Raw genomic sequence first — 20,445 nt, 5'->3', positions numbered from 1 at the left:
TCGCAATGTCGGTGGTGGCTACACCGCCAATCTCACTGATTCACTTATTCGGCTGCGGCGTCAGGCGCAGGTATGGTTTCACCGCGCGATAGCCTTTGGGGAAGCGCCGCTTGATCTCTTCCTCGTCCTTGAGCGACGGCACGATCACCACCTCTTCACCGTCCTGCCAGTTGGCCGGAGTTGCCACCTTGTAGTTGTCGGTGAGCTGCAGCGAATCGATCACCCGCAGGATCTCGTGGAAGTTGCGCCCGGTGCTCGCCGGATAGGTGATGGTCAGGCGGATCTTCTTGTTCGGATCGATCACGAACAGCGAACGCACGGTCAGGGTGTCGTTGGCGTTCGGGTGTATCAGGTCATAGAGGTCGGAAACCTTGCGATCGGCATCGGCCAGGATCGGGAAGTTGACGATCGTGTTCTGGGTTTCGTTGATGTCTTCGATCCACTTGTGGTGCGAGTCCACTGGGTCGACCGACAGCGCGATGGCTTTGACGCCGCGCTTGGCGAACTCATCCTTGAGCTTGGCGGTGAAGCCCAGCTCGGTGGTGCATACCGGGGTGAAGTCGGCCGGGTGGGAGAACAGCACGCCCCAGCTATCGCCCAGCCACTCGTGGAAACGAATCTTGCCGGCGCTGGAATCCTGTTCGAAGTCGGGGGCGATGTCGCCGAGTCTGAGGCTCATGGTGCTGCTCCTGATGAGTTGTTGGAGAACTCAACTGTAGCTCGGGATTCGACATCATGAAAAAGAATAAATAAGCAGATATTTAGAATTTAAATGAATATTAAACATCGTTCACTGGACGCTCGCCCGCATCGCGACGAACATCGCCCTCAAGGTTCGAGAAGGCCTTGAGTAGCTGCAAAAGAGGGAATTTCGGAACAGGCTTACGGGGGTGAGCCTGACCCGAAAATGCAAAAGCCCCGTCCGGCGCGATGCCGGACGGGGCTTTTTTACATCAGCGAATCGAGACGCGCTATTACAGCAGCGGGATCGAGTAGCTGACGATCAGGCGGTTTTCATCCTGGTCGCGCTGACCTGGGACGTCGTTGCGCCAGGTAGCGTTTTTCCACATGAAGCCCAGGTTTTTCGCCGGGCCTTCAGGGATCACGTAACCGACGGTCAGGTCGCGTTCCCACTCGGAAGCGCCGGTGCCGTTTTCACGACGGTTGGAGCCAACGGTGTCGATATCGTCGCCGCGCAGGTAGACCACACCGGCAGTCAGGCCTGGCAGGCCGACTTTGGCGAAGTCATACGAGTAGCGTGCTTGCCAGGTTTTCTCGCCGGCACGACCGAACTTCTGGATCTGCATGTCGGTGATGGTGTAGTTCGACGAACCGTCGCCCTGGTTCAGCCAAGGGAAGTCGGAGCTGCCGTTGGAAACCTGGTAGCCGCCACCGAAGGTGTGGCCTTCAACGGTGTACAGGAACAGGCCGCTGTACAGATTGTTGTCGATCGGACCTTTGCCGCTGACGTTGCCGACGTAGTTACCGTTGCCGAAGTAGGCTGCGGTGTTGCCGTTGGCGCCGTCGTCGCTGCTGTGGAAGTAGCGGAAGTCAGACTTCAGCACGCCCGGGCCGATTGCCCAGTTGTGAACCAGACCCAGGAAGTGTTGCTTGTAGAAGTCTTCCAGGTTGCCGTAGTAGTACTGGGCAGTCAGGTCCTTGGTGATTTTGTAGTCACCACCGGCGTAGTAGAACTTGTTGCTGTTGGCAACGCGAGCGTTCGCACCACCAACGGACAGGTTCTCGTTGTTGCTGGAGTTACGACCTTTCACTGCTTCGATCTGACCAGCGACCAGGGTCAGGTCCTTGATCTCGCCGGAAGTGATCTGGCCACCCTGCCAGGTTTGTGGCAGCAGACGACCGTCGTTTGTCACGATGACCGGGTTCTTCGGCTGCAGGGTACCCAGCTTCAGTTCGGTCTGGGAGATCTTGGCCTTGGCGGTCAGGCCCAGGCTCGAGAAGTTATCAACAGCTTCGCCGTTGGACTTGCTCGGGAACACAGTGCCACCGTAGGAAGTCGAGGTTGCACCGTTGGTGCCGCCGCCCGAATCCAGGCGCACGCCCAGCAGGCCGATGGCGTCGATACCGAAGCCTACGGTGCCTTGGGTGTAACCGGAGATGAAACGCAGATCGAAGCCTTGGCCCCATTCTTCGTTCTTGTTCTGCGCGCCAGCCGCTTTGGTGCCGGAGTCACGGTTGTCAGTGTTGATGTAGAAGTTGCGCAAGCCCAGAGTGGCCTTGCTGTCTTCGATGAAACCGGCGGCGCCTGCCTGCTGCGCCATAACCCCTACGGCCACAGCCAGGGCCAAGGTGGACTTGTTCATGTAAAGCTCCTCTCGTTTCTAATTCTTGTGTTCCTGGCCCGGGGTCTGATGCCCTGGATCCTAAGATGCGCGATTAGCGCCAGACCGTGACTGACAAGTCAATCGTAACCTTGTGTGTCTACGACCAAGGTCTAATCGCAGTGATTTGGTCCGTGCAGAGTAAAGATTTCCTGATAAACCCAAAAAGAATTTATTCATTCTTTTTCATATCATTCGGGAATATGGCCACTATCTAGCCATCTTCGCCCGGATACAACGTATCGGCGACTAAGCTCATTCCTAAATGGTATTTGTTAGCCTTTTTTTATATCGATTAGCTTTGGCGCAACCCCAATTCGTCAAACCCTATCGAAAAGGCGACGCCATGATGGCTAAACGCGCACTATCTAGTCAATTTGTTACAGTTTGTGTGTCAGCACTGATTTGTTTTTCCGCGCACGCTGGCAACCTCACCATCGGTTATCAAACCGGGATCGACCCCAGCAAAGTCCCCCAGGCCGACGGTACTTACGAAACAACCATCGGCCAGAAGATCGACTGGCGACGCTTCAATAGTGGCCCGGAAGTTGTGACAGCCATTGCCTCCGGCGATGTGCAGATCGGCAACCTCGGTTCCAGCCCGTTGGCCGCCGCGGCTTCGCGAAACCTGCCGATTGTTGCCTTTATTGTTTCGGCGCAGATCAATGCCGCCGAAGCCTTGGTGGTGCGCAATGGCAGCGGGATCAACACCCCGCAGGACCTGGTCGGCAAGACCATCGCCACGCCCTTTGTTTCCACCTCCCACTACAGCTTGCTCGGCGCACTCAAGCACTGGGGTCTGGACACCAGCAAAGTCAAAGTGGTGAACCTGCAGCCGGCGGAAATCGCAGCAGCCTGGAAGCGTGGGGATATCGATGGCGCGTTCGTCTGGTCGCCGGCGCTGGGGGAAATCCGCAAGACCGGCAAGACCCTGACCGATGCCGCTCAAGTCGGCCAATGGGGCGCACCGACCTTCGAAGTCTGGGTCGCGCGCAAGGATTACGCCGAGAAGCATCCTGACGTCGTCGCGAAGTTTGCCAAAGTCACGCTGGATTCATTTGCCGATTACGCAGCGCATAAAGACAGCTGGACGGCTGACTCGGCGCCGGTTCAGAAAATCGCCAAACTGACCGGTGCCAATGCCGCCGATGTACCGGAACTGCTGGCCGGTTCAGCCTTCCCGGATGCCAAGGCACAGCAATCCACCGCACTGCTGGACGGCGGCACGGCCAAGGCGATTGGTGAGACGGCGAAGTTTTTGAAGGAACAAGGCAAGGTCGAGACGGTGCTGCCGGACTACTCGCCGTACGTCAGTGCGAAGTTTGTAACCGAAAACAATTGAATAGGTGGCGAGGGGATTCATCCCCGATGGACTGCGCAGCAGTCCCCTGCTTTTGCTGAAGCGGGGGCCGCTGCGCGGCCCATCGGGGATGAATCCCCTCGCCACAAAAGTCCTTCGCTAATCTTCAGAGGGTCTTTTCGAAGATCTTCGAGTTACGCTGATAGTTGTACAGCGACGCCCGCGCCGCCGGCAGGCGCTCGACGCTGCTAGGTTCGAACCCGCGCTCGCGGAACCAGTGCGCCGTGCGGGTGGTGAGGACGAACAGGGTTTTCAACCCTTGCGCCCGGGCACGGGTCTCGATGCGCTCCAGCAGCTCATCGCCGCGACCACCGTGGCGATACTCCGGATTCACCGCCAGGCACGCCAGCTCACCGGCATCCGAATCGGCAATCTGGTACAGCGCCGCACAGGCGATGATCATCCCTTCGCGCTCGACCACGCTGAACTGCTCGATCTCGCGCTCCAGCACCTCGCGCGAACGACGTACCAGAATCCCCTGCTCTTCCAGCGGACTGATCAAATCGAGCAAACCACCGACGTCTTCAATCGCCGCCTCGCGCACCAGCTCGAATTGCTCTTGCGCGACCAGTGTGCCGCCACCGTCGCGGGTGAACAGTTCGGTCAGCAGCGCGCCGTCTTCGGCGTAGCTGACGATATGGCTGCGCGCGACACCGCCACGGCAAGCCTCGGCAGCAGCATCCAGCAGTTCCGCCTGATAGTTATTGCCCAGACGCGCCAGATGCGCAGGCACCTGTTGCGGACGCAGTTCGCGCACCAGTTTGCCGTTCTCGTCGATCAGACCGAGGTCGGCGCCGAACAGCAGCAGCTTGTCGGCACCGAGGTCGATGGCGGCGCGGGTGGCGACGTCTTCGCAGGCGAGGTTGAAGATTTCCCCGGTCGGCGAGTAGCCCAGCGGCGACAGCAGCACGATCGAACGCTCGTCGAGCAGACGATTGATGCCTTTGCGATCGACCCGGCGCACTTCACCGGTGTGGTGATAGTCGACGCCTTCAAGCACGCCGATCGGCCGCGCGGTCACCAGGTTGCCGCTGGCCACCCGCAAGCGCGAGCCCTGCATCGGCGACGAGGCCATGTCCATCGACAGCCGCGCTTCGATAGCGATGCGCAGCTGACCGACCGCGTCGATCACGCACTCCAGCGTCGCCGCATCAGTGATGCGCATGCCGTGGTGGTAGTGCGGGGTCAGGCCGCGCGCAGCGAGGCGGGTTTCAATCTGCGGGCGCGAACCGTGGACCAGCACCAGGCGCACGCCGAGGCTGTGCAGCAGCACCAGGTCGTGGACGATGTTGCCGAAGTTCGGATGCTCCACGCCGTCGCCGGGCAGCATGACGACGAAGGTGCAGTCGCGGTGGGCATTGATGTAAGGGGACGCGTGACGAAGCCAATTGACGTATTCGGGCATGAACCTGGGCCTGTAATAAATAGCAGCCGAAAAAAGGGCGAAACGGAAAACGCACAGCGGGCTGATGGTTATCGTCGGAACAGGCTTGGCGACACGCGCGCTCTCCTCATGAATACGGGTTGGGGTGCTGGCAATTTACAGCGTTTGATCTGACAAAACACCGTCCCCCTGTGGGAGCGGGCTTGCTCGCGAAAGCGGTGAGTCAGTCGACATCGATATACCTGATACACCGCTTTCGCGAGCAAGCCCGCTCCCACAGGTGGACATCATCGTTTGTCCGGGTTCAGGCAGTAATGTTCAATCAACTGCCGCAATAGATGCACGGTAGGCTGCAAACGTGACATTTCAAGGTATTCGCCGGGCTGGTGTGCACAGGCGATGTCGCCGGGGCCAAGCACGATGGTTTCGCAGCCAAGGCGCTGAAGATAAGGCGCTTCGGTGCCGAACGCTACTGCTTCGGCACTGTGGCCGGTGAGCTTTTCAGCAATGCGCACCAATTCGGTGTCTTCGGCCTGCTCGAATGGCGGCACTTCCGGGAACAACGGCTGGTAGTCGATCTTCACCTGATGACGTTCCGCAACCGGATTGAGCTTGCGCAGGATTTCCGCACGCAGGACTTTCGGGTCCATGCCCGGCAACGGGCGCAGATCGAACTCCAGCGAACACTGGCCGCAGATGCGATTCGGATTGTCGCCGCCATGAATACAGCCGAAGTTCATGGTCGGTTGCGGCACGCTGAACTGCGGGTTGTTGAATTCACGCTGCCATAGCAGACGCAAACCGCGCAGTTCGCCAATGGCATCGTGCATCGCTTCGAGGGCGCTGTGGCCCAGACGCGGATCCGACGAATGGCCGCTCTGCCCGAGGATATCGATGCGCTCCATCATGATTCCCTTGTGCATGCGGATCGGTTTGAGCCCGGTCGGCTCGCCGATCACCGCCGCACGGCCCAGTGGCTTGCCGGCCTCGGCCAGCGCCCGGGCACCGGACATCGAGCTCTCTTCATCACAAGTGGCGAGGATCAGCAGCGGTTGCTTGAACGGTTGCTCGAGCAGCGGCTGCACGGCTTCGATGATCAGCGCGAAAAAGCCCTTCATGTCGCAACTGCCCAGGCCAACCCAGCGACCATCGACTTCGGTGAGTTTCAGCGGATCGGTCTGCCACAGCGCATCGTCATAAGGAACGGTATCGCTGTGCCCGGCCAGGACCAGGCCGCCGGGGCCACTGCCGAAACTGGCGAGCAGGTTGAATTTGCCGGGGCTGACCTGCTGGATATCGCAGCTGAAGCCCAGATCACCCAGCCAACCGGCGAGCAAATCGATCACCGCCCGGTTGGACTGATCCAGGCTCGGTTGGGTGCAACTGACCGACGGTGCGGCGATCAGTGCCGCGAACTGGTCTTGCATGGATGGCAAAGGCATCGCTGACTCCAACTCCCGATTTGAAGTCCATCATAGAGCCATCCGGCGCTCGGAATAAACCGCCGCAGGGCGTAGGAAGTTTGAGTCCTGTACACTGCACGGCCTTGGCAGCCACACATTCCCCCGGCTGCGCTCCCGATCCTGGATTTTCCGGCCATGCAGAAAGAAACCGAAATCAAACTCCGCGTCAGCCGCGAAACCCTCGCTGCCCTGCGCGAGCACCCGCTACTGAAAAAACGCAACAAAAATGGCTGGGAACGCCGTGAGTTGATGAACCAGTACTTCGACACCCCCGAGCGCGATCTGGCTCAGGCCAAAGTCGCCCTGCGTCTGCGCAAGGACGGTGACGAAGTGATTCAGACCCTCAAGACCCGCGGCCAGAGCGTGGCCGGTCTGTCCGAGCGTAATGAGTACGACTGGAAATTGCCCAAAGCCAAGCTCGACGTGAAGAAACTCGACGGCGAATGCTGGCCCGAGTCGCTGGCCGAGCTGGACAAGAAAACCCTGAAGCCGATCTTCACCACCGATTTCGTCCGCGAGCGCGCGGAAATCGCCTGGGGCCGCGGCAAGGCCAAAGTGGTGATCGAAGCCGCGCTGGACCTCGGTCACGTGGTGGTCGGCAAACAGAAAGAAGAAATCTGCGAGCTGGAGCTGGAGCTGCGCGAAGGCGAGCCGGCTGCGCTGCTGGAGCTGGCCGCCGAACTGGCCGAAACCCTGGCCTTGATGCCGTGCGACATCAGCAAGGCCGAGCGCGGCTACCGTCTGTACGACGCCAACAGCTACTCGCTGAGCCTGCCGGCGCCGCAACTGACCCCGGAAACCCAACTCGACGACGCCTTCGCCGCATTGGCCTGGCACTTGCTCGGCAGCAGCCAGCGTCTGGCCGAACAATATCGCTTCAACGGCCACTGGCGCCTGCTGCAGGACTGGGTCGAGAACCTCGCGGAAATGCGCGCCCTGCTCAGCAGCCTCGGCCAGGCCGCACCGCGTCCGGCCACTCACGACCTGCGCGTGGCGCTGGATGCACTGCTGGAAGACTGGCGTCCGCTGGTGCAGGTCGGTATCGAAGACGAAGACGTACGCAAGGCCGCGCCGGAGCAATTCCTCGAAGAACTGGAAGACCCACGCTGGGGCCTGTTCTCGCTGACTGTTTCGCGCTGGCTGCTGGCCCGCACCTGGGCCGCCGAGCGCAACACCCGCGGCAATCGTCAGGGCGCCGCGCAACTGCACAGCTGGCTGCCGCGCATGCTCGGCGAAGAAGCCACGTCCCTGCAACTGCAGCGCTATCAGCAGCAGCCGGAAGATCTGGCCGAGCAACTGCCGCGCATCGAACGCATCCAGGTCTGGCTGCACCATGCGCGTAACGTGCTGGAGATCGCGGAAATGGATCGCCTGTACGGCGAGCTGAACAAACTGGCGCAACTGGCCAACGAGCCGACGATCACTGACGAACTGCTCGATGCGCGCAAGCAGCAGGCGATTGCGGTTTATCAGAATCGTGCGTGGAAAATGCTGCTGCGCATGTGATGCTCAGCAACACCTGAAAACTGTGGCGAGGGAGCTTGCTCCCGCTCGAGGCCGAAGGACTCCCAATTCCTGCAATTGCAGATTTTGGGGCCGCTTCGCAGCCCAGCGGGAGCAAGCTCCCTCGCCACAGAGGCATCAGCGCAAAACTGGCAGGCTGGTCGTGGACTTGATCTCCGACAGCGCCACAATCGAGTTCACCTCCTGAATCCCTGGCACCAGCGACAGCTTTTCGAAGAAGAATCGCTCATACGCCTCGATGTCCGCCGCGACAATGCGCAACAGAAAATCCACCGCGCCCATCAACACATAACACTCCAGCACTTCCGGAAAGCCGCGAATCGCCTCGGTGAATTCGGTGAAGTTCGAACGCCCGTGGGCGTTGAGTTTGATCTCGGCGAAGATCTGCGTGTTCAGGCCGATCTTCTTGCGATCAAGCAAGGTCACCTGCCCGCGAATGATCCCCTCCTCCTTCATCCGCTGAATCCGCCGCCAGCACGGCGACTGCGACAGTCCCACCTGCTCGGCGATCTGCGCGCTGGACAGTGACGCGTCCTCTTGCAGCAAGGCGAGAATCCGCCGGTCGTAACTGTCCAGCTCGCTATGCATAATCAATCCTCAAAATGATCATTTTGCGAATCGTTCCAGTCGAGCAATCCGCGAATCCGCTCATCTTAGACAAGAAATGCCCGACACCGAATGTAAAAATTCCTCCACTGACTCTGGAGACCGGACATGCCTCACCTCGAAGCCGTGAATACCCCCGCGCCCCGCGCCGATGTGTGGAACGTCAACAACGCGCACTGCTGCGCGCGTTATCAACTGCTTGCCGAGGCCGAGCCGGATCTGTTGGTGCGGGTGCTGAATCTGTTTGCGCTGCAATTCCTCACGCCGCAACAGGTCCACGTCGAGCGGCTCGACGATCTGCTGTCGATCGATATCGTCATTGATGGTCTGAGCTGGCATCGCGCCCAGGTGATTGCGGAAAAACTTCGTAACCTGATCAGCGTCTGCTCGGTGAACCTGCAAGACGCCGACACGGCGTGGGCTGCGCCGGCCCAGGCGTCCGGCTGACAAATCCGGCAACGGCTTTGTCGGGTAGTGGCCCAACAGTCTGCGGGGCCACGACTATCCTTTGCGCACAGTCGTTCAAAAGGAGCCCGCATGTCCGTTCAACTCGCCACTCAGGACCGCTGGCTGGATCTCAACGATGTGTTGCGTGAGCTGGTCGCCCAGGGCTTTATCAGCCAGGACTCGGCGGAGCAGGCGCTCAACGCCCGGCGCCGCCATGCGACCCACGGCCAGCAACATCCGCTGGAGTTCATCGCCAGCCAGCAACTGGATGACCTCAGCCGTCCGGGCAAACATCTGGACCTGGAAAGCCTGACCCTGTGGCTGGCGCAGCAGGCCGGCCAGCCGTACATGCGCATCGACCCGTTGAAGATCAACGTTGCGGCGATCACCCCGCTGATGTCCTACGCCTTTGCCCAACGCCACAAGATTCTCGCGGTGGCGGTCGACCGCGACGCCGTGGTCGTCGCCAGCGCCCAGCCCTACGTCACCGGTTGGGAGGCTGACCTGACCCACGTGCTGAAGCTGCCGATCAAACGGGTGGTCGCCAACCCGGTGGACATCCAGCGCTTCAGCGTCGAATTCTTCCGCCTCGCCAAATCGGTCAGCGGCGCCAACAACGCCGATCAGCAAAACGGCAACCTCGGCAACTTCGAACAACTGCTCAACCTCGGCGCCAGCGATCAGGAGCCGGACGCCAACGACGCGCACATCGTCAACATCGTCGACTGGCTGTTCCAGTACGCCTTCCAGCAGCGCGCCAGCGATATCCACATCGAACCGCGCCGCGAACAGGGCACCGTGCGTTTCCGCATCGACGGCGTGCTGCACAACGTCTATCAATTCCCGCCGCAGGTGACCATGGCGATCGTCAGTCGCCTGAAAAGCCTCGGGCGGATGAACGTCGCCGAGAAGCGCAAACCCCAGGACGGCCGGGTCAAGACCAAAACCCCGGACGGCGGCGAGGTGGAGCTGCGGCTCTCAACGCTGCCCACCGCGTTTGGCGAAAAAATGGTCATGCGGATCTTCGACCCGGAAGTGCTGCTCAAGGACTTCGATCAGTTGGGCTTTTCCGCCGACGACCTGCGCCGCTGGCAGGACATGACCCGCCAGCCTAACGGCATCATTCTGGTCACCGGACCAACCGGCTCGGGCAAGACCACCACGCTGTACACCACGCTGAAGAAACTGGCGACGCCGGAGATCAACCTCTGCACCATCGAAGACCCGATCGAAATGGTCGAGCCGGCATTCAACCAGATGCAGGTGCAGCACAACATCGACCTGAGCTTCGCCGCCGGCGTGCGTGCGCTGATGCGGCAAGACCCGGACATCATCATGATCGGCGAGATCCGTGACCTGGAAACCGCAGAAATGGCGATTCAGGCGGCACTCACCGGCCACCTGGTGCTGTCGACCCTGCACACCAACGATGCCCCCAGCGCGATCAGTCGGCTATTGGAACTCGGCGTGCCGCACTATCTGATTAAAGCCACGGTGCTCGGGGTCATGGCCCAGCGTCTGGTGCGCACCCTGTGCCCGCACTGCAAGGCGCCGCTGACGCTGGAAGAGGAAGACTGGCAGACCCTGACCCGCCCATGGCAGGCGCCGCTGCCGGGCAATGCGCAATGGGCGATCGGCTGCCTGGAGTGCCGCGACACCGGTTATCGCGGGCGCGCCGGGGTCTACGAAATCATGCAGTTGAGCGATAGCCTCAAAGCGCTCATCACCCCGGACACCGACCTCACTGCCATCCGTCGCCAAGCCTTCAAGGAAGGCATGCGCAGCCTGCGCCTGTCGGGTGCGCAGAAGGTCGCGGCGGGGCTGACCACCCTCGAAGAAGTGCTGCGGGTGACACCGCAGAGCGAGCAGAAATAGGCCACTACGGAACCGGATTGGCGAATCGTTATCCAACGCCGTAGTTAACCCCCAGGAGTCACTCAATCATGCGTCTCAAACTTGCTGTCGCCACCCTTGCCTTGCTGTCCCTTCCCGTTGGTTCAGCGATGGCCGACAGCTTTTGGCGTAACGTCATTTCGTCCGGCGCCACCACCGGTTCGACCTACCTGACCTTCAAGGATCACAAGCTGATCGTTGCCGCACAGGACGATGCGGGTAGCTTCGTCGCCAGCGATGGCGGCATCCGTGGGCCGTACCTTGAAGCGGCGATGCAGAAAGTCCGCGCCGACAACCCGGGCCTGCAGGCCACGGACATGGAACTGGCGAATGCGATTCTGGCGAAGAACGCAGTGGCCTCCGAGTAAGCCCGGCGCCAACAAAAATGCCGCTCGATCGATCGAGCGGCATTTTTTTGCCCGTAATGTCGAATTCACCACGCCGCCCCCCTGTGGGAGCGGGCTTGCTCGCGAAGGCGGTGGGTCAGACACATGTATTTCTCTGACACGACGCCTTCGCGAGCAAGCCCGCTCCCACAATGGCTCTGCGGGTTGCCTGAAGATCAGCGGTAATCGTCTACCGGGACGCAGGCACAAAACAGATTGCGATCCCCATAGACGTTATCCACCCGATTCACCGCCGGCCAATACTTGTGCGCCTTGGTGTGCGCATCCGGGGTGATGCCCTGTTCGATGCTGTAAGGCCGCTCCCACACTCCAGTGACATCCGCCAGGGTATGCGGCGCGCGCTTGAGCGGGTTGTCTTCCGCCGGCCAGTTGCCGTTCTGCACTTCGGTGATTTCCGCGCGGATGCTCAGCATCGCGCCGATGAAACGATCGAGTTCGGCCTTGGACTCGCTCTCGGTCGGCTCGACCATCAGCGTACCCGGCACCGGGAAGGACATGGTCGGCGCATGGAAACCATAGTCCATCAGGCGCTTGGCGACGTCCTCTTCACTGATCCCGGTCTGCGCCTTCAACGGCCGCAGATCAAGAATGCACTCATGGGCCACCCGCCCGTTGCGCCCGGTGTAGAGCACCGGGAATGCGCCGGATAAATGCTGCGCCAGATAGTTCGCGGCGAGGATCGCCACTTCGCTGGCATCCGCCAGTTGCGGCCCCATCATCGCGATGTACATCCAGCTGATCGGCAAAATGCTCGCGCTGCCCCACGGCGCCGCGCTGACCGCGCCGTTCTGTGGCAGCGGGCCGTCAATCGGCACCACCGGGTGATTGGCAACGAACGGCGCCAGATGCGCGCGAATACCGATCGGCCCCATGCCCGGCCCGCCACCGCCGTGGGGAATGCAGAAAGTCTTGTGCAGGTTCATGTGCGACACATCGGCGCCGATGTCCGCCGGCCGCGCCAGCCCGACCTGCGCATTGAGATTGGCGCCGTCCATGTACACCTGCCCGCCGTGCTGGTGAATAACTTCGCAGATCTCGCTGATGCCTTCCTCGTACACACCATGGGTCGACGGATAGGTCGCCATCAGACACGACAACTTGTCCCCCGCCGCGGCAGCCTTGGTTTTCAGGTCGTCCAGATCGACGTTGCCGGCCTCGTCGCACTCGACGATGACCACGCGCATCCCGGCCATCTGCGCCGAGGCCGGGTTGGTGCCGTGGGCCGAGGACGGGATCAGGCAGATATCCCGCGCGCACTGCTGCCGGCTCTCGTGGTATTTGCGAATCGCCAGCAGCCCGGCGTACTCGCCCTGAGCGCCGGAGTTGGGCTGCATGCAGATCGCATCGAACCCGGTAATCGCGCACAACCAGCGCTCCAGTTCTTCGATCATCAAGGTGTAACCGAGCGCCTGTTCCCGTGGCGCGAACGGGTGCAGATTGGCGAACTGCGGCCAGGTGATCGGGATCATCTCGCTGGTGGCGTTGAGTTTCATGGTGCAGGAGCCCAGCGGGATCATCGACTGGTTGAGCGCCAGATCCTTGTTCTCCAGTTGCTTGAGGTAGCGCAGCATCTCGGTTTCACTGTGATGCGCGTTGAACACCGGATGGCGCAAGTAAGGCGTCTTGCGCTGCAGGTGGTCGGGAATGCCGGAAACCAGCGTTTCTGCATCGAGTTGCTCGACGTTCAAACCATGATCGGCACCGAGCAGCACATCGAACAGCTTCGCCACCGTGCTTTCATCGCACGTCTCGTCGAGGCTCAACCCCACTCGGCCACGGCCGAGAATCCGCAGGTTGATCTGCGCAGCCTTGGCGCTATCGATGATCGCGCTCTGCGCGCCGCCAACCACCAGCGTGAGGGTGTCGAAAAACTGTGCGTTGATCCTTTGGATGCCATGGCGCTCAAGGCCCGCCGCCAGGATGCAGGTCAAGCGGTGCACGCGCTGGGCGATGCGTTTCAAGCCTTGCGGCCCGTGATACACCGCGTAGCAACTGGCGATGTTGGCCAGCAGCACCTGCGCGGTGCAGATGTTCGAGTTGGCCTTTTCGCGGCGAATATGTTGCTCACGGGTTTGCAGGGCCATGCGCAACGCGACGTTGCCACGAGCGTCTTTCGACACGCCGATGATCCGCCCCGGAATCGCCCGTTTGTACTCCTCGCGGCTGGCAAAAAACGCCGCATGCGGGCCACCGTAGCCCATCGGTACGCCAAAGCGCTGGGACGAACCGAACACCACGTCCGCGCCCAGTTCACCCGGCGGTGTCAGCAGCAACAGGCTCAGCAGATCGGTGGCGACACACGCTAACGCCTGCTGCGCGTGCAACTGATCGATGACCGGACGCAGATCACGGATCTCGCCGTGAGTGTCGGGATACTGCAGCAACGCGCCGAACACCTGATGCTGGTTGAGGTTATCCACAGCGTCGATGATCAGCTCGAAGCCGAAACCTTCGGCGCGGGTCTGCACCACGGAGATGGTTTGCGGATGACAGTTCTCATCGACGAAAAACAGATTGCTCTTCGACTTCGCCACACGCTTGGCCAGCGCCATGGCTTCTGCAGCGGCGGTGGCTTCGTCGAGCAACGAGGCGTTGGCCAGTTCAAGCCCGGTGAGGTCGATGGTCAGTTGCTGGAAATTCAGCAGCGCTTCGAGACGGCCTTGGGCGATCTCCGGTTGATACGGTGTATAGGCGGTGTACCAGCCAGGATTTTCCAGCACATTGCGCAGGATGACCGTCGGCGTCAGCGTGCCGTGGTAACCCATGCCGATCAGGCTGGTCCAGACCTGATTCTGCTCGGCGTAGCTGCGCAGCTTGGCCAGTGCCGCCTGCTCATCAAGGGCCGGCGGCAAGTCCAGCGCCCGATTCAGGCGAATGCCCGGCGGCACCGTCTGCTCGATCAGTTCGACCCGGCTGCCCAGACCGAGGCTGTCGAGCATCGCCTGTTGCTCGGCGGCGTCGGGGCCCAAATGGCGGCGCAGGAAGGCTTCGGGGTCACGTAACTGGCTCAAGGATGGCAACTGGGACATGACGGGCTCTCTCTTGGCTGGCGCTCGGCGTCAATGCAACACGGTCAAACCAGCATAGCAGCCGATCCCGACGCGCACGGCTTGGCGGCAGAGGGGGTTCCGGGGCATGCTGTAGCGCCTGCATCAGGCGTCCAACCTTCGGATGATCCAATCCTCATGAACCAACTGCCGTTCCTGCCGTTTTCCAAACCTGTCATTGATGAAGCCACGATTGCCGCCGTCGGCGATGTGCTGCGTTCCGGCTGGATCACCAGCGGGCCGAAGGTCCAGGCCTTTGAAGCACAGTTGTCGGAATACTTCGGCGGACGCCCGGTGCGCACCTTCAACTCCGGCACCTGCACCATGGAAATCGCCTTGCGCATCGCCGGCATCGGGCCGGGTGACGAAGTGATCACCACGCCGATTTCCTGGGTCGCCACCGCCAACGTGATCCTCGAAGTCGGCGCCACACCAGTGTTTGCCGACATCGATCCGGTGACCCGCAACATCGATCTGGACCAGTTGGAAGCGGCCATCACCCCGCGCACCAAAGCGCTGATTCCGGTGTACCTCGCCGGTCTGCCAGTGGATATGGATCGGCTATATGCCATCGCGCGCAAACACAATCTGCGTATCGTCGAAGACGCCGCTCAGGCCCTGGGTTCGAGCTGGAACGGCCAGCGCATCGGCGCCACCGGCGATTTCGTGTCGTTCAGCTTTCAGGCGAACAAGAACGTCACCTGTTCCGAGGGCGGCTGCCTGGTGCTGAACACCCCGGAAGAGGCGCGGATGGCGGAGAAGTACCGCCTGCAGGGCGTGACCCGCAACGGCTTTGATGGTCTGGACGTCGATGTGCTGGGTGGCAAGTTCAACATGACCGACATCGCCGCCACCATCGGCCTCGGCCAGTTCGCCCATATCGAGGCGCTGACCGCCCATCGTCAGGAACTGGCCCGGCACTACTTCAAATGTTTTGGCGATGACTTTGAAGCGACTTATGGCGCCCAACTGCCACCGGCGGACTTTACCCAGAGCAACTGGCACCTGTTCCAACTGGTCCTGCCGGAGCGCAAGGACGGCTTGCCGGCCCGCGCCACGTTCATGGAGCAGATGCAGGCCAAAGGCATCGGCATCGGCTATCACTACCCACCGATTCACTTGCTGAGTCTGTACCGCGAGCGCGGTTTCAAGGAAGGCATGTTGCCAGTTGCCGAGCGCGTTGGACGCTTGATCGTGTCATTGCCGATGTTCACCACCATGACCAAGGACGACGTCGAGCGTTCGGTGGCGGCGGTGAAAGCGGTATTGCGCGACGCCTGATCGACGCCCACAAAAAAGCCCCGAGAGATCGGGGCTTTTGCAGTATCACACTCTGCTTATTCGCCGATGGCAGCCTTGTAGGCAGCGGCGTCCAGCAGCTTGTCCAGCTCGGCCTTGTCGCTTGGCTTGAGCTTGAAGATCCACGCACCGTACGGGTCGGAGTTCAGCAGTTCCGGAGAGCCGCTCAGATCTTCGTTGACCGCGATCACTTCACCGCCGACCGGGGAGTAGATGTCGGAAGCGGCCTTCACCGACTCGACAACACCTGCTGTATCACGGGCAGTAAACACTTTGCCGACTTCGGCCAGCTCAACGAACACCACATCGCCCAGCGCTTCCTGCGCGTGATCGCTGATGCCCACGGTAACGGTGCCGTCGGCTTCCAGGCGTGCCCATTCATGACTTTCGGCAAAACGCAGTTCAGCGGGGATATTGCTCATGCTCGGTGTCCTCAAGAAAATTGTCAGCGGTCAGGCCCGCCGGAAAAGGTCAGATCAAGGTTTTACCATGGCGCACGAAGGTCGGTTTGACCACTCGTACCGGATACCACTTGCCACGGATTTCCACTTCGGCGCGGTCGGCGGTAGCCATCGGTACACGCGCCAGGGCAATCGATTTGCTTAGCGTAGGAGAGAAACTACCACTGGTGATCTCTCCTTCGCCAACATCGGCGATACGAACCACTTGATGGGCGCGCAAAACACCGCGTTCCTCAAGCACCAGACCCACCAGTTTGTGCGCAACGCCGGCGGCTTTTTCCGCTTCCAGGGCCGAGCGACCGATGAACTGCCGCGAAGCCGGTTCCCAGGCGATGCTCCAGGCCATATTGGACGCCAGCGGCGAGACATCCTGATGAATGTCCTGGCCATAGAGGTTCATCCCGGCTTCGACCCGCAACGTGTCGCGGGCGCCGAGGCCGATGGGAGAAATGCCGGCACCGACCAGATCGTTGAAAAATCCCGGCGCCTGCTCGGCCGGCAAAGCGATTTCCAGGCCGTCTTCACCGGTATAACCGGTGCGGGCGATGAACCAGTCGCCATCGACTTCGGCTTCGAACGGTTTGAGGTGCTGGATCAGTGCGGCGCGGGACTGGGTCACCAGTTCGGCAATCTTCTGCCGGGCCTGCGGGCCTTGAATGGCGAGCATCGCCAGATCCTGACGCTCGTGCAGATGCACGTCGTAACCGGCGACCTGCGCCTGCATCCACGCCAGATCCTGGTCACGAGTGGAGGCGTTGAACACCAGACGATAACGGTCTTCGAGGCGATAGACGATCATGTCGTCGACGATGCCGCCACGTTCGTTGAGCATCGTGCTGTAGAGCGCGCGGCCGGGGCGATGCAGGCGTTCGACGTCATTGGCCAGCAAATGCTGCAGCCAGGCCTTGGCCTGGGGGCCGTCAATGTCGATAACGGTCATATGGGAAACATCGAACACCCCGCAATCGCGGCGCACCTCGTGGTGTTCCTCGACCTGCGAGCCGTAATGCAGTGGCATGTCCCAACCGCCAAAATCGACCATCTTCGCGCCGAGGGCGAGATGCAGGTCATACAGAGGCGTACGCTGTCCCATGGGTTTCTCCTTCCGGGCGTGGCGAAGGTGCGGACAGCCGCTGTACGGGGTGAAAGCCTCGAAATAGAAGGCTTTCAGCCGATTTCAGCGAACGGGTCTGTCAGACGAACCGCACCGAATGCCGCGCATTGTAGCCGCATGATTCAGGACTGACGACTAAGTGTTTCGGTGCGCCGAGCGGCGGATCAGGCCGATGACCGGTAACAGGCCGACCAACACCAGGGTCAGCGCCGGCAGCGATGCCCGCGCCCATTCCCCTTCACTGGTCATTTCGAAGATCCGCACCGCCAGCGTGTCCCAGCCAAACGGGCGCATCAGCAGGGTCGCGGGCATTTCCTTGAGCACATCGACGAACACCAGCAACGCCGCGCTCAGTGTGCCGGGCAGCAACAGCGGCAGATACACTTTGAAAAACAGTCGCGGCCCACTGACACCCAGACTACGTGCCGCTTCGGGCAATGAAGGCCGTATACGCGCCAGACTGTTTTCCAGTGGTCCGTAGGCCACCGCGATAAAGCGCACCAGATAGGCCATCAGCAACGCCGCCAGACTGCCCAGCAGCAGCGGCTTGCCGGCGCCGCCGAGCCAGCCCGAGAGCGGAATAATCAGTTCGCGGTCGAGATAACTGAATGCCAGCATGATCGATACCGCCAGCACCGAACCCGGCAGCGCATAACCAAGATTGGCCAGACTGACCCCGGAGCAGATCGCCGGGGTCGGCGCCAGACGTCGGGCAAACGCCAGCAGCAGCGCGACGCTGACGGTGATCAACGCCGCCATGCCGCCCAGATACAGGGTGTGCAGGATCAGCCCGGCATAACGCTCATCGAGATCGAAGCGCCCGCGCTGCCAGAACCATACGAGCAGTTGCAGCAACGGAATCACGAACGCGCAGGCAAACACCAACGTGCACCAGCCGGTCGCCGCGAACGCCTTTAGCCCGCGCAGCTGATACAACGCCTTGACCCTGGGGCGCTCGTTGCTCGCCCGGTTGGCGCCACGGGCGCGCCGCTCGCCATAGAGCACCAGCATCACCACCAGCAGCAACAGGCTCGCCAGTTGCGCGGCGCTCGGCAGGCTGAAGAAGCCGTACCAGGTCTTGTAGATGGCGGTGGTGAAGGTGTCGAAGTTGAACACCGACACCGCGCCGAAATCCGCCAGCGTCTCCATCAGCGCCAGCGCCACACCGGCGCCAATCGCCGGACGCGCCATCGGCAACGCCACCCGCCAGAACGCCTGCCATGGCGATTGCCCGAGTACTCGCGCCGCTTCCATCAGGCCTTTGCCCTGCGCAAGAAACGCGGTGCGCGCCAGCAAATAGACATAGGGATAAAACACCAGCACCAGTACCACAATCACCCCACCAGTGGAGCGCACTCGCGGCAAGCGCAAGCCGCTGCCGAACCATTCACGCAACAGGGTTTGCACCGTGCCGGCAAAGTCCAGCAGACCGACGAAAACGAACGCCAGCACGTAGGCCGGGATGGCGAACGGCAGCATCAGCGCCCAGTCGAGCCAGCGCCGTCCGGGGAATTCGCAGAGGCTGGTGAGCCACGCCAGACTGACACCGAGCAGCGTCACACCGACGCCAACGCCGAGCACCAGCGTCAGGGTGTTGCCGAGCAGGCGCGGCATCTGGGTTTCCCACAGGTGCGACCAGATCTGCTGATCGATGGTCTGCCACGACAGCAGCAGGACACTCAGGGGCAACAGCACCAGCGCGGCAATGGCGAGGACGATGGGGTACCAGCGGCGTTGGGCGGGGTGGGCCAAGGGGGTTCTCTGCAAGAGGGCCAACGCCCATTCGACGTCGACCACATGTTGTGGCGAGGGAGCTTGCTCCCGCTCGGCTGCGAAGCAGCCGCAGGAGATTAACAGTTCAATTCACGCCAGACGCAAGGGCGCCATGGGGTCGCTTCGCGACCCAGCGGGAGCAAGCTCCCTCGCCACAGAGGGCTCGCCGTGATGGCCGGCTCAGTTCCAACCCGCGCGATCCATCATGCGGATCGCTTCCGCCTGACGCTTGCCCGCCACTTCCACCGGCAAGGTGTCAGCGACGAACTGGCCCCACGCCGCCACTTCTTCCGAAGGTTTCACTGCCGGGTTGGCCGGAAACTCCTGGTTGACGTCGGCGAAGATTTTCTGCGCCTCAGGCGTGGTCATCCACTCCACCAGCGCCTTGGCGGCTTCCGGGTGCGGTGCATGCTTGGTCAGGCCGATACCGGACAGGTTTACATGCACGCCGCGATCGGCCTGATTCGGCCAGAACAGTTTCACCGGCAGGTCGGGCTTCTGCTTGTGCAAACGACCGTAGTAGTAGGTGTTGACGATGCCGACGTCGCACTGCCCGGCGTTGATCGCTTCCAGCACCGCGACGTCGTCGGAGAACACATCGGTGGACAGGTTGTTGACCCAGCCCTTGAGGATCTTCTCGGTCTTCTCGGCGCCGTGCACTTCAATCATGGTCGCGGTCAGCGACTGGTTGTAGACCTTCTTCGCCGTGCGCAGGCAAAGACGCCCTTCCCAGTCCTTGTCGGCCAGCGCTTCGTAGGTGGTCAACTCGCCCGGCTTAACGCGCTCGGTGGAGTAAGCGATGGTCCGCGCGCGCAGGCTCAGGCCAGTCCAGGCATGGGTGGACGAACGGTATTGCGCGGGAATGTTGGCGTCGATGGTCTTCGAGGTAAACGGCTGCAGGATGCCCATCTGTTCGGCCTGCCAGAGGTTACCCGCATCGACGGTGAGCAGCAGGTCGGCGGTGGCGTTTTCGCCTTCGGCCTTGATCCGCTGCATCAGCGGCGCTTCCTTGTCGGTGATGAACTTGATCTTCACCCCGGTTTTCGCGGTGTAGGCGTCGAACACCGGTTTGATCAGTTCATCGATACGCGAGGAGTAGACCACCACCTCGTCGGCGGCCTGGGCGGTGGTGCTGCCGATCAGGGTCAGGGCCAGTGCGGTCAGGAGACGCTTGGGTGCCAACATGGGAGTGATCTCTCGGTCGGAAAATGTGGGCCAAATGATAAGGACTCACATTTACCAGCTCAATCGAACACTTGGGCAAGGAGTTACCAGATGTTGCACAAGCTGAAATTCATGGCGTCGGCTCTGGCCCCTTCGCGAGC

General features: G+C 61.3%; 16 protein-coding genes. 6 read left to right on the top strand and 10 right to left on the bottom strand.

What is annotated here, in order from left to right:
* Positions 1-40 precede the first annotated feature (40 nt).
* Together V3W27_RS02435 and V3W27_RS02430 are read right to left on the bottom strand one after the other, a co-directional pair.
* Positions 41-679, bottom strand: a complete 639-nt coding sequence (locus V3W27_RS02435; protein WP_007967980.1) for a peroxiredoxin — start codon at positions 677-679, stop codon at positions 41-43.
* A gap of 295 nt (positions 680-974) precedes the next feature.
* Positions 975-2,324 carry an OprD family porin gene (locus V3W27_RS02430; RefSeq protein WP_247267251.1) on the bottom strand — a complete coding sequence of 450 codons (1,350 nt, stop codon included), beginning with the start codon at positions 2,322-2,324 and terminating at the stop codon, positions 975-977.
* Between the two features lie 364 nt (positions 2,325-2,688).
* On the opposite strand from V3W27_RS02430, the gene tauA reads away from it, so the two are divergent.
* Complete coding sequence (gene tauA, locus V3W27_RS02425) at positions 2,689-3,684, top strand: taurine ABC transporter substrate-binding protein (RefSeq protein ID WP_330205837.1); 996 nt, start codon at positions 2,689-2,691, stop codon at positions 3,682-3,684.
* A 124-nt stretch (positions 3,685-3,808) separates the two neighbouring features.
* On the opposite strand, the gene argA is transcribed toward tauA, so the two are convergent.
* The gene (argA, locus tag V3W27_RS02420) at positions 3,809-5,107 is read right to left on the bottom strand and encodes an amino-acid N-acetyltransferase (protein ID WP_007967974.1); all 1,299 of its coding nucleotides are present in this window, start codon (positions 5,105-5,107) and stop codon (positions 3,809-3,811) included.
* A gap of 266 nt (positions 5,108-5,373) precedes the next feature.
* Positions 5,374-6,528, bottom strand: a complete 1,155-nt coding sequence (gene argE, locus V3W27_RS02415) for an acetylornithine deacetylase (protein WP_330205836.1) — start codon at positions 6,526-6,528, stop codon at positions 5,374-5,376.
* A 156-nt stretch (positions 6,529-6,684) separates the two neighbouring features.
* On the opposite strand from argE, the gene V3W27_RS02410 reads away from it, so the two are divergent.
* Complete coding sequence (locus V3W27_RS02410) at positions 6,685-8,055, top strand: CYTH domain-containing protein (protein ID WP_096796143.1); 1,371 nt, start codon at positions 6,685-6,687, stop codon at positions 8,053-8,055.
* 135 nt (positions 8,056-8,190) lie between these two features.
* On the opposite strand, the gene V3W27_RS02405 is transcribed toward V3W27_RS02410, so the two are convergent.
* Entirely contained in the window at positions 8,191-8,661 is a 471-nt protein-coding gene (locus tag V3W27_RS02405; RefSeq protein ID WP_007951785.1) for an Lrp/AsnC family transcriptional regulator, read from the bottom strand.
* A 126-nt stretch (positions 8,662-8,787) separates the two neighbouring features.
* Between V3W27_RS02405 and V3W27_RS02400 the strand changes: the two genes are divergently transcribed.
* The 3 genes from V3W27_RS02400 to V3W27_RS02390 all read left to right on the top strand — a co-directional run bounded on the left by V3W27_RS02400 (position 8,788) and on the right by V3W27_RS02390 (position 11,387).
* A complete protein-coding gene (locus tag V3W27_RS02400; protein WP_096796142.1) occupies positions 8,788-9,126 on the top strand; it encodes a hypothetical protein in 339 nt (112 codons plus the stop codon).
* Between the two features lie 90 nt (positions 9,127-9,216).
* Positions 9,217-11,001: a GspE/PulE family protein gene (locus V3W27_RS02395; RefSeq protein ID WP_330205835.1), complete on the top strand. Its 1,785-nt coding sequence runs from the start codon at positions 9,217-9,219 to the stop codon at positions 10,999-11,001.
* Positions 11,002-11,066: 65 nt separating this feature from the next.
* A complete protein-coding gene (locus tag V3W27_RS02390; protein ID WP_169843014.1) occupies positions 11,067-11,387 on the top strand; it encodes a DUF2388 domain-containing protein in 321 nt (106 codons plus the stop codon).
* Positions 11,388-11,581: 194 nt separating this feature from the next.
* Here V3W27_RS02390 and gcvP read toward each other — a convergent pair whose 3' ends face one another.
* Positions 11,582-14,455, bottom strand: a complete 2,874-nt coding sequence (gene gcvP, locus V3W27_RS02385; RefSeq protein ID WP_330205834.1) for an aminomethyl-transferring glycine dehydrogenase — start codon at positions 14,453-14,455, stop codon at positions 11,582-11,584.
* A 156-nt stretch (positions 14,456-14,611) separates the two neighbouring features.
* On the opposite strand from gcvP, the gene V3W27_RS02380 reads away from it, so the two are divergent.
* Positions 14,612-15,754 carry a DegT/DnrJ/EryC1/StrS family aminotransferase gene (locus V3W27_RS02380; protein WP_330205833.1) on the top strand — a complete coding sequence of 381 codons (1,143 nt, stop codon included), beginning with the start codon at positions 14,612-14,614 and terminating at the stop codon, positions 15,752-15,754.
* Between the two features lie 56 nt (positions 15,755-15,810).
* On the opposite strand, the gene gcvH is transcribed toward V3W27_RS02380, so the two are convergent.
* The 4 genes from gcvH to V3W27_RS02360 all read right to left on the bottom strand — a co-directional run bounded on the left by gcvH (position 15,811) and on the right by V3W27_RS02360 (position 20,305).
* Positions 15,811-16,194, bottom strand: coding sequence for a glycine cleavage system protein GcvH (gene gcvH, locus V3W27_RS02375; protein ID WP_330205832.1), 384 nt, complete (start codon positions 16,192-16,194; stop codon positions 15,811-15,813).
* A 49-nt stretch (positions 16,195-16,243) separates the two neighbouring features.
* Complete coding sequence (gene gcvT, locus V3W27_RS02370) at positions 16,244-17,326, bottom strand: glycine cleavage system aminomethyltransferase GcvT (RefSeq protein ID WP_027610497.1); 1,083 nt, start codon at positions 17,324-17,326, stop codon at positions 16,244-16,246.
* A gap of 156 nt (positions 17,327-17,482) precedes the next feature.
* Positions 17,483-19,099, bottom strand: a complete 1,617-nt coding sequence (locus tag V3W27_RS02365; RefSeq protein WP_330205831.1) for an ABC transporter permease — start codon at positions 19,097-19,099, stop codon at positions 17,483-17,485.
* Between the two features lie 201 nt (positions 19,100-19,300).
* Positions 19,301-20,305 carry an extracellular solute-binding protein gene (locus V3W27_RS02360; RefSeq protein WP_330205830.1) on the bottom strand — a complete coding sequence of 335 codons (1,005 nt, stop codon included), beginning with the start codon at positions 20,303-20,305 and terminating at the stop codon, positions 19,301-19,303.
* Positions 20,306-20,445 lie beyond the last annotated feature (140 nt).

The sequence above is a fragment of the Pseudomonas sp. AM14(2022) genome, from assembly GCF_036346455.1.
GTDB lineage: Bacteria > Pseudomonadota > Gammaproteobacteria > Pseudomonadales > Pseudomonadaceae > Aquipseudomonas > Aquipseudomonas putida_A.
Note: the sequence above shows the minus strand (reverse complement) of the source record. Positions and strands in the feature narration are given on the sequence as shown.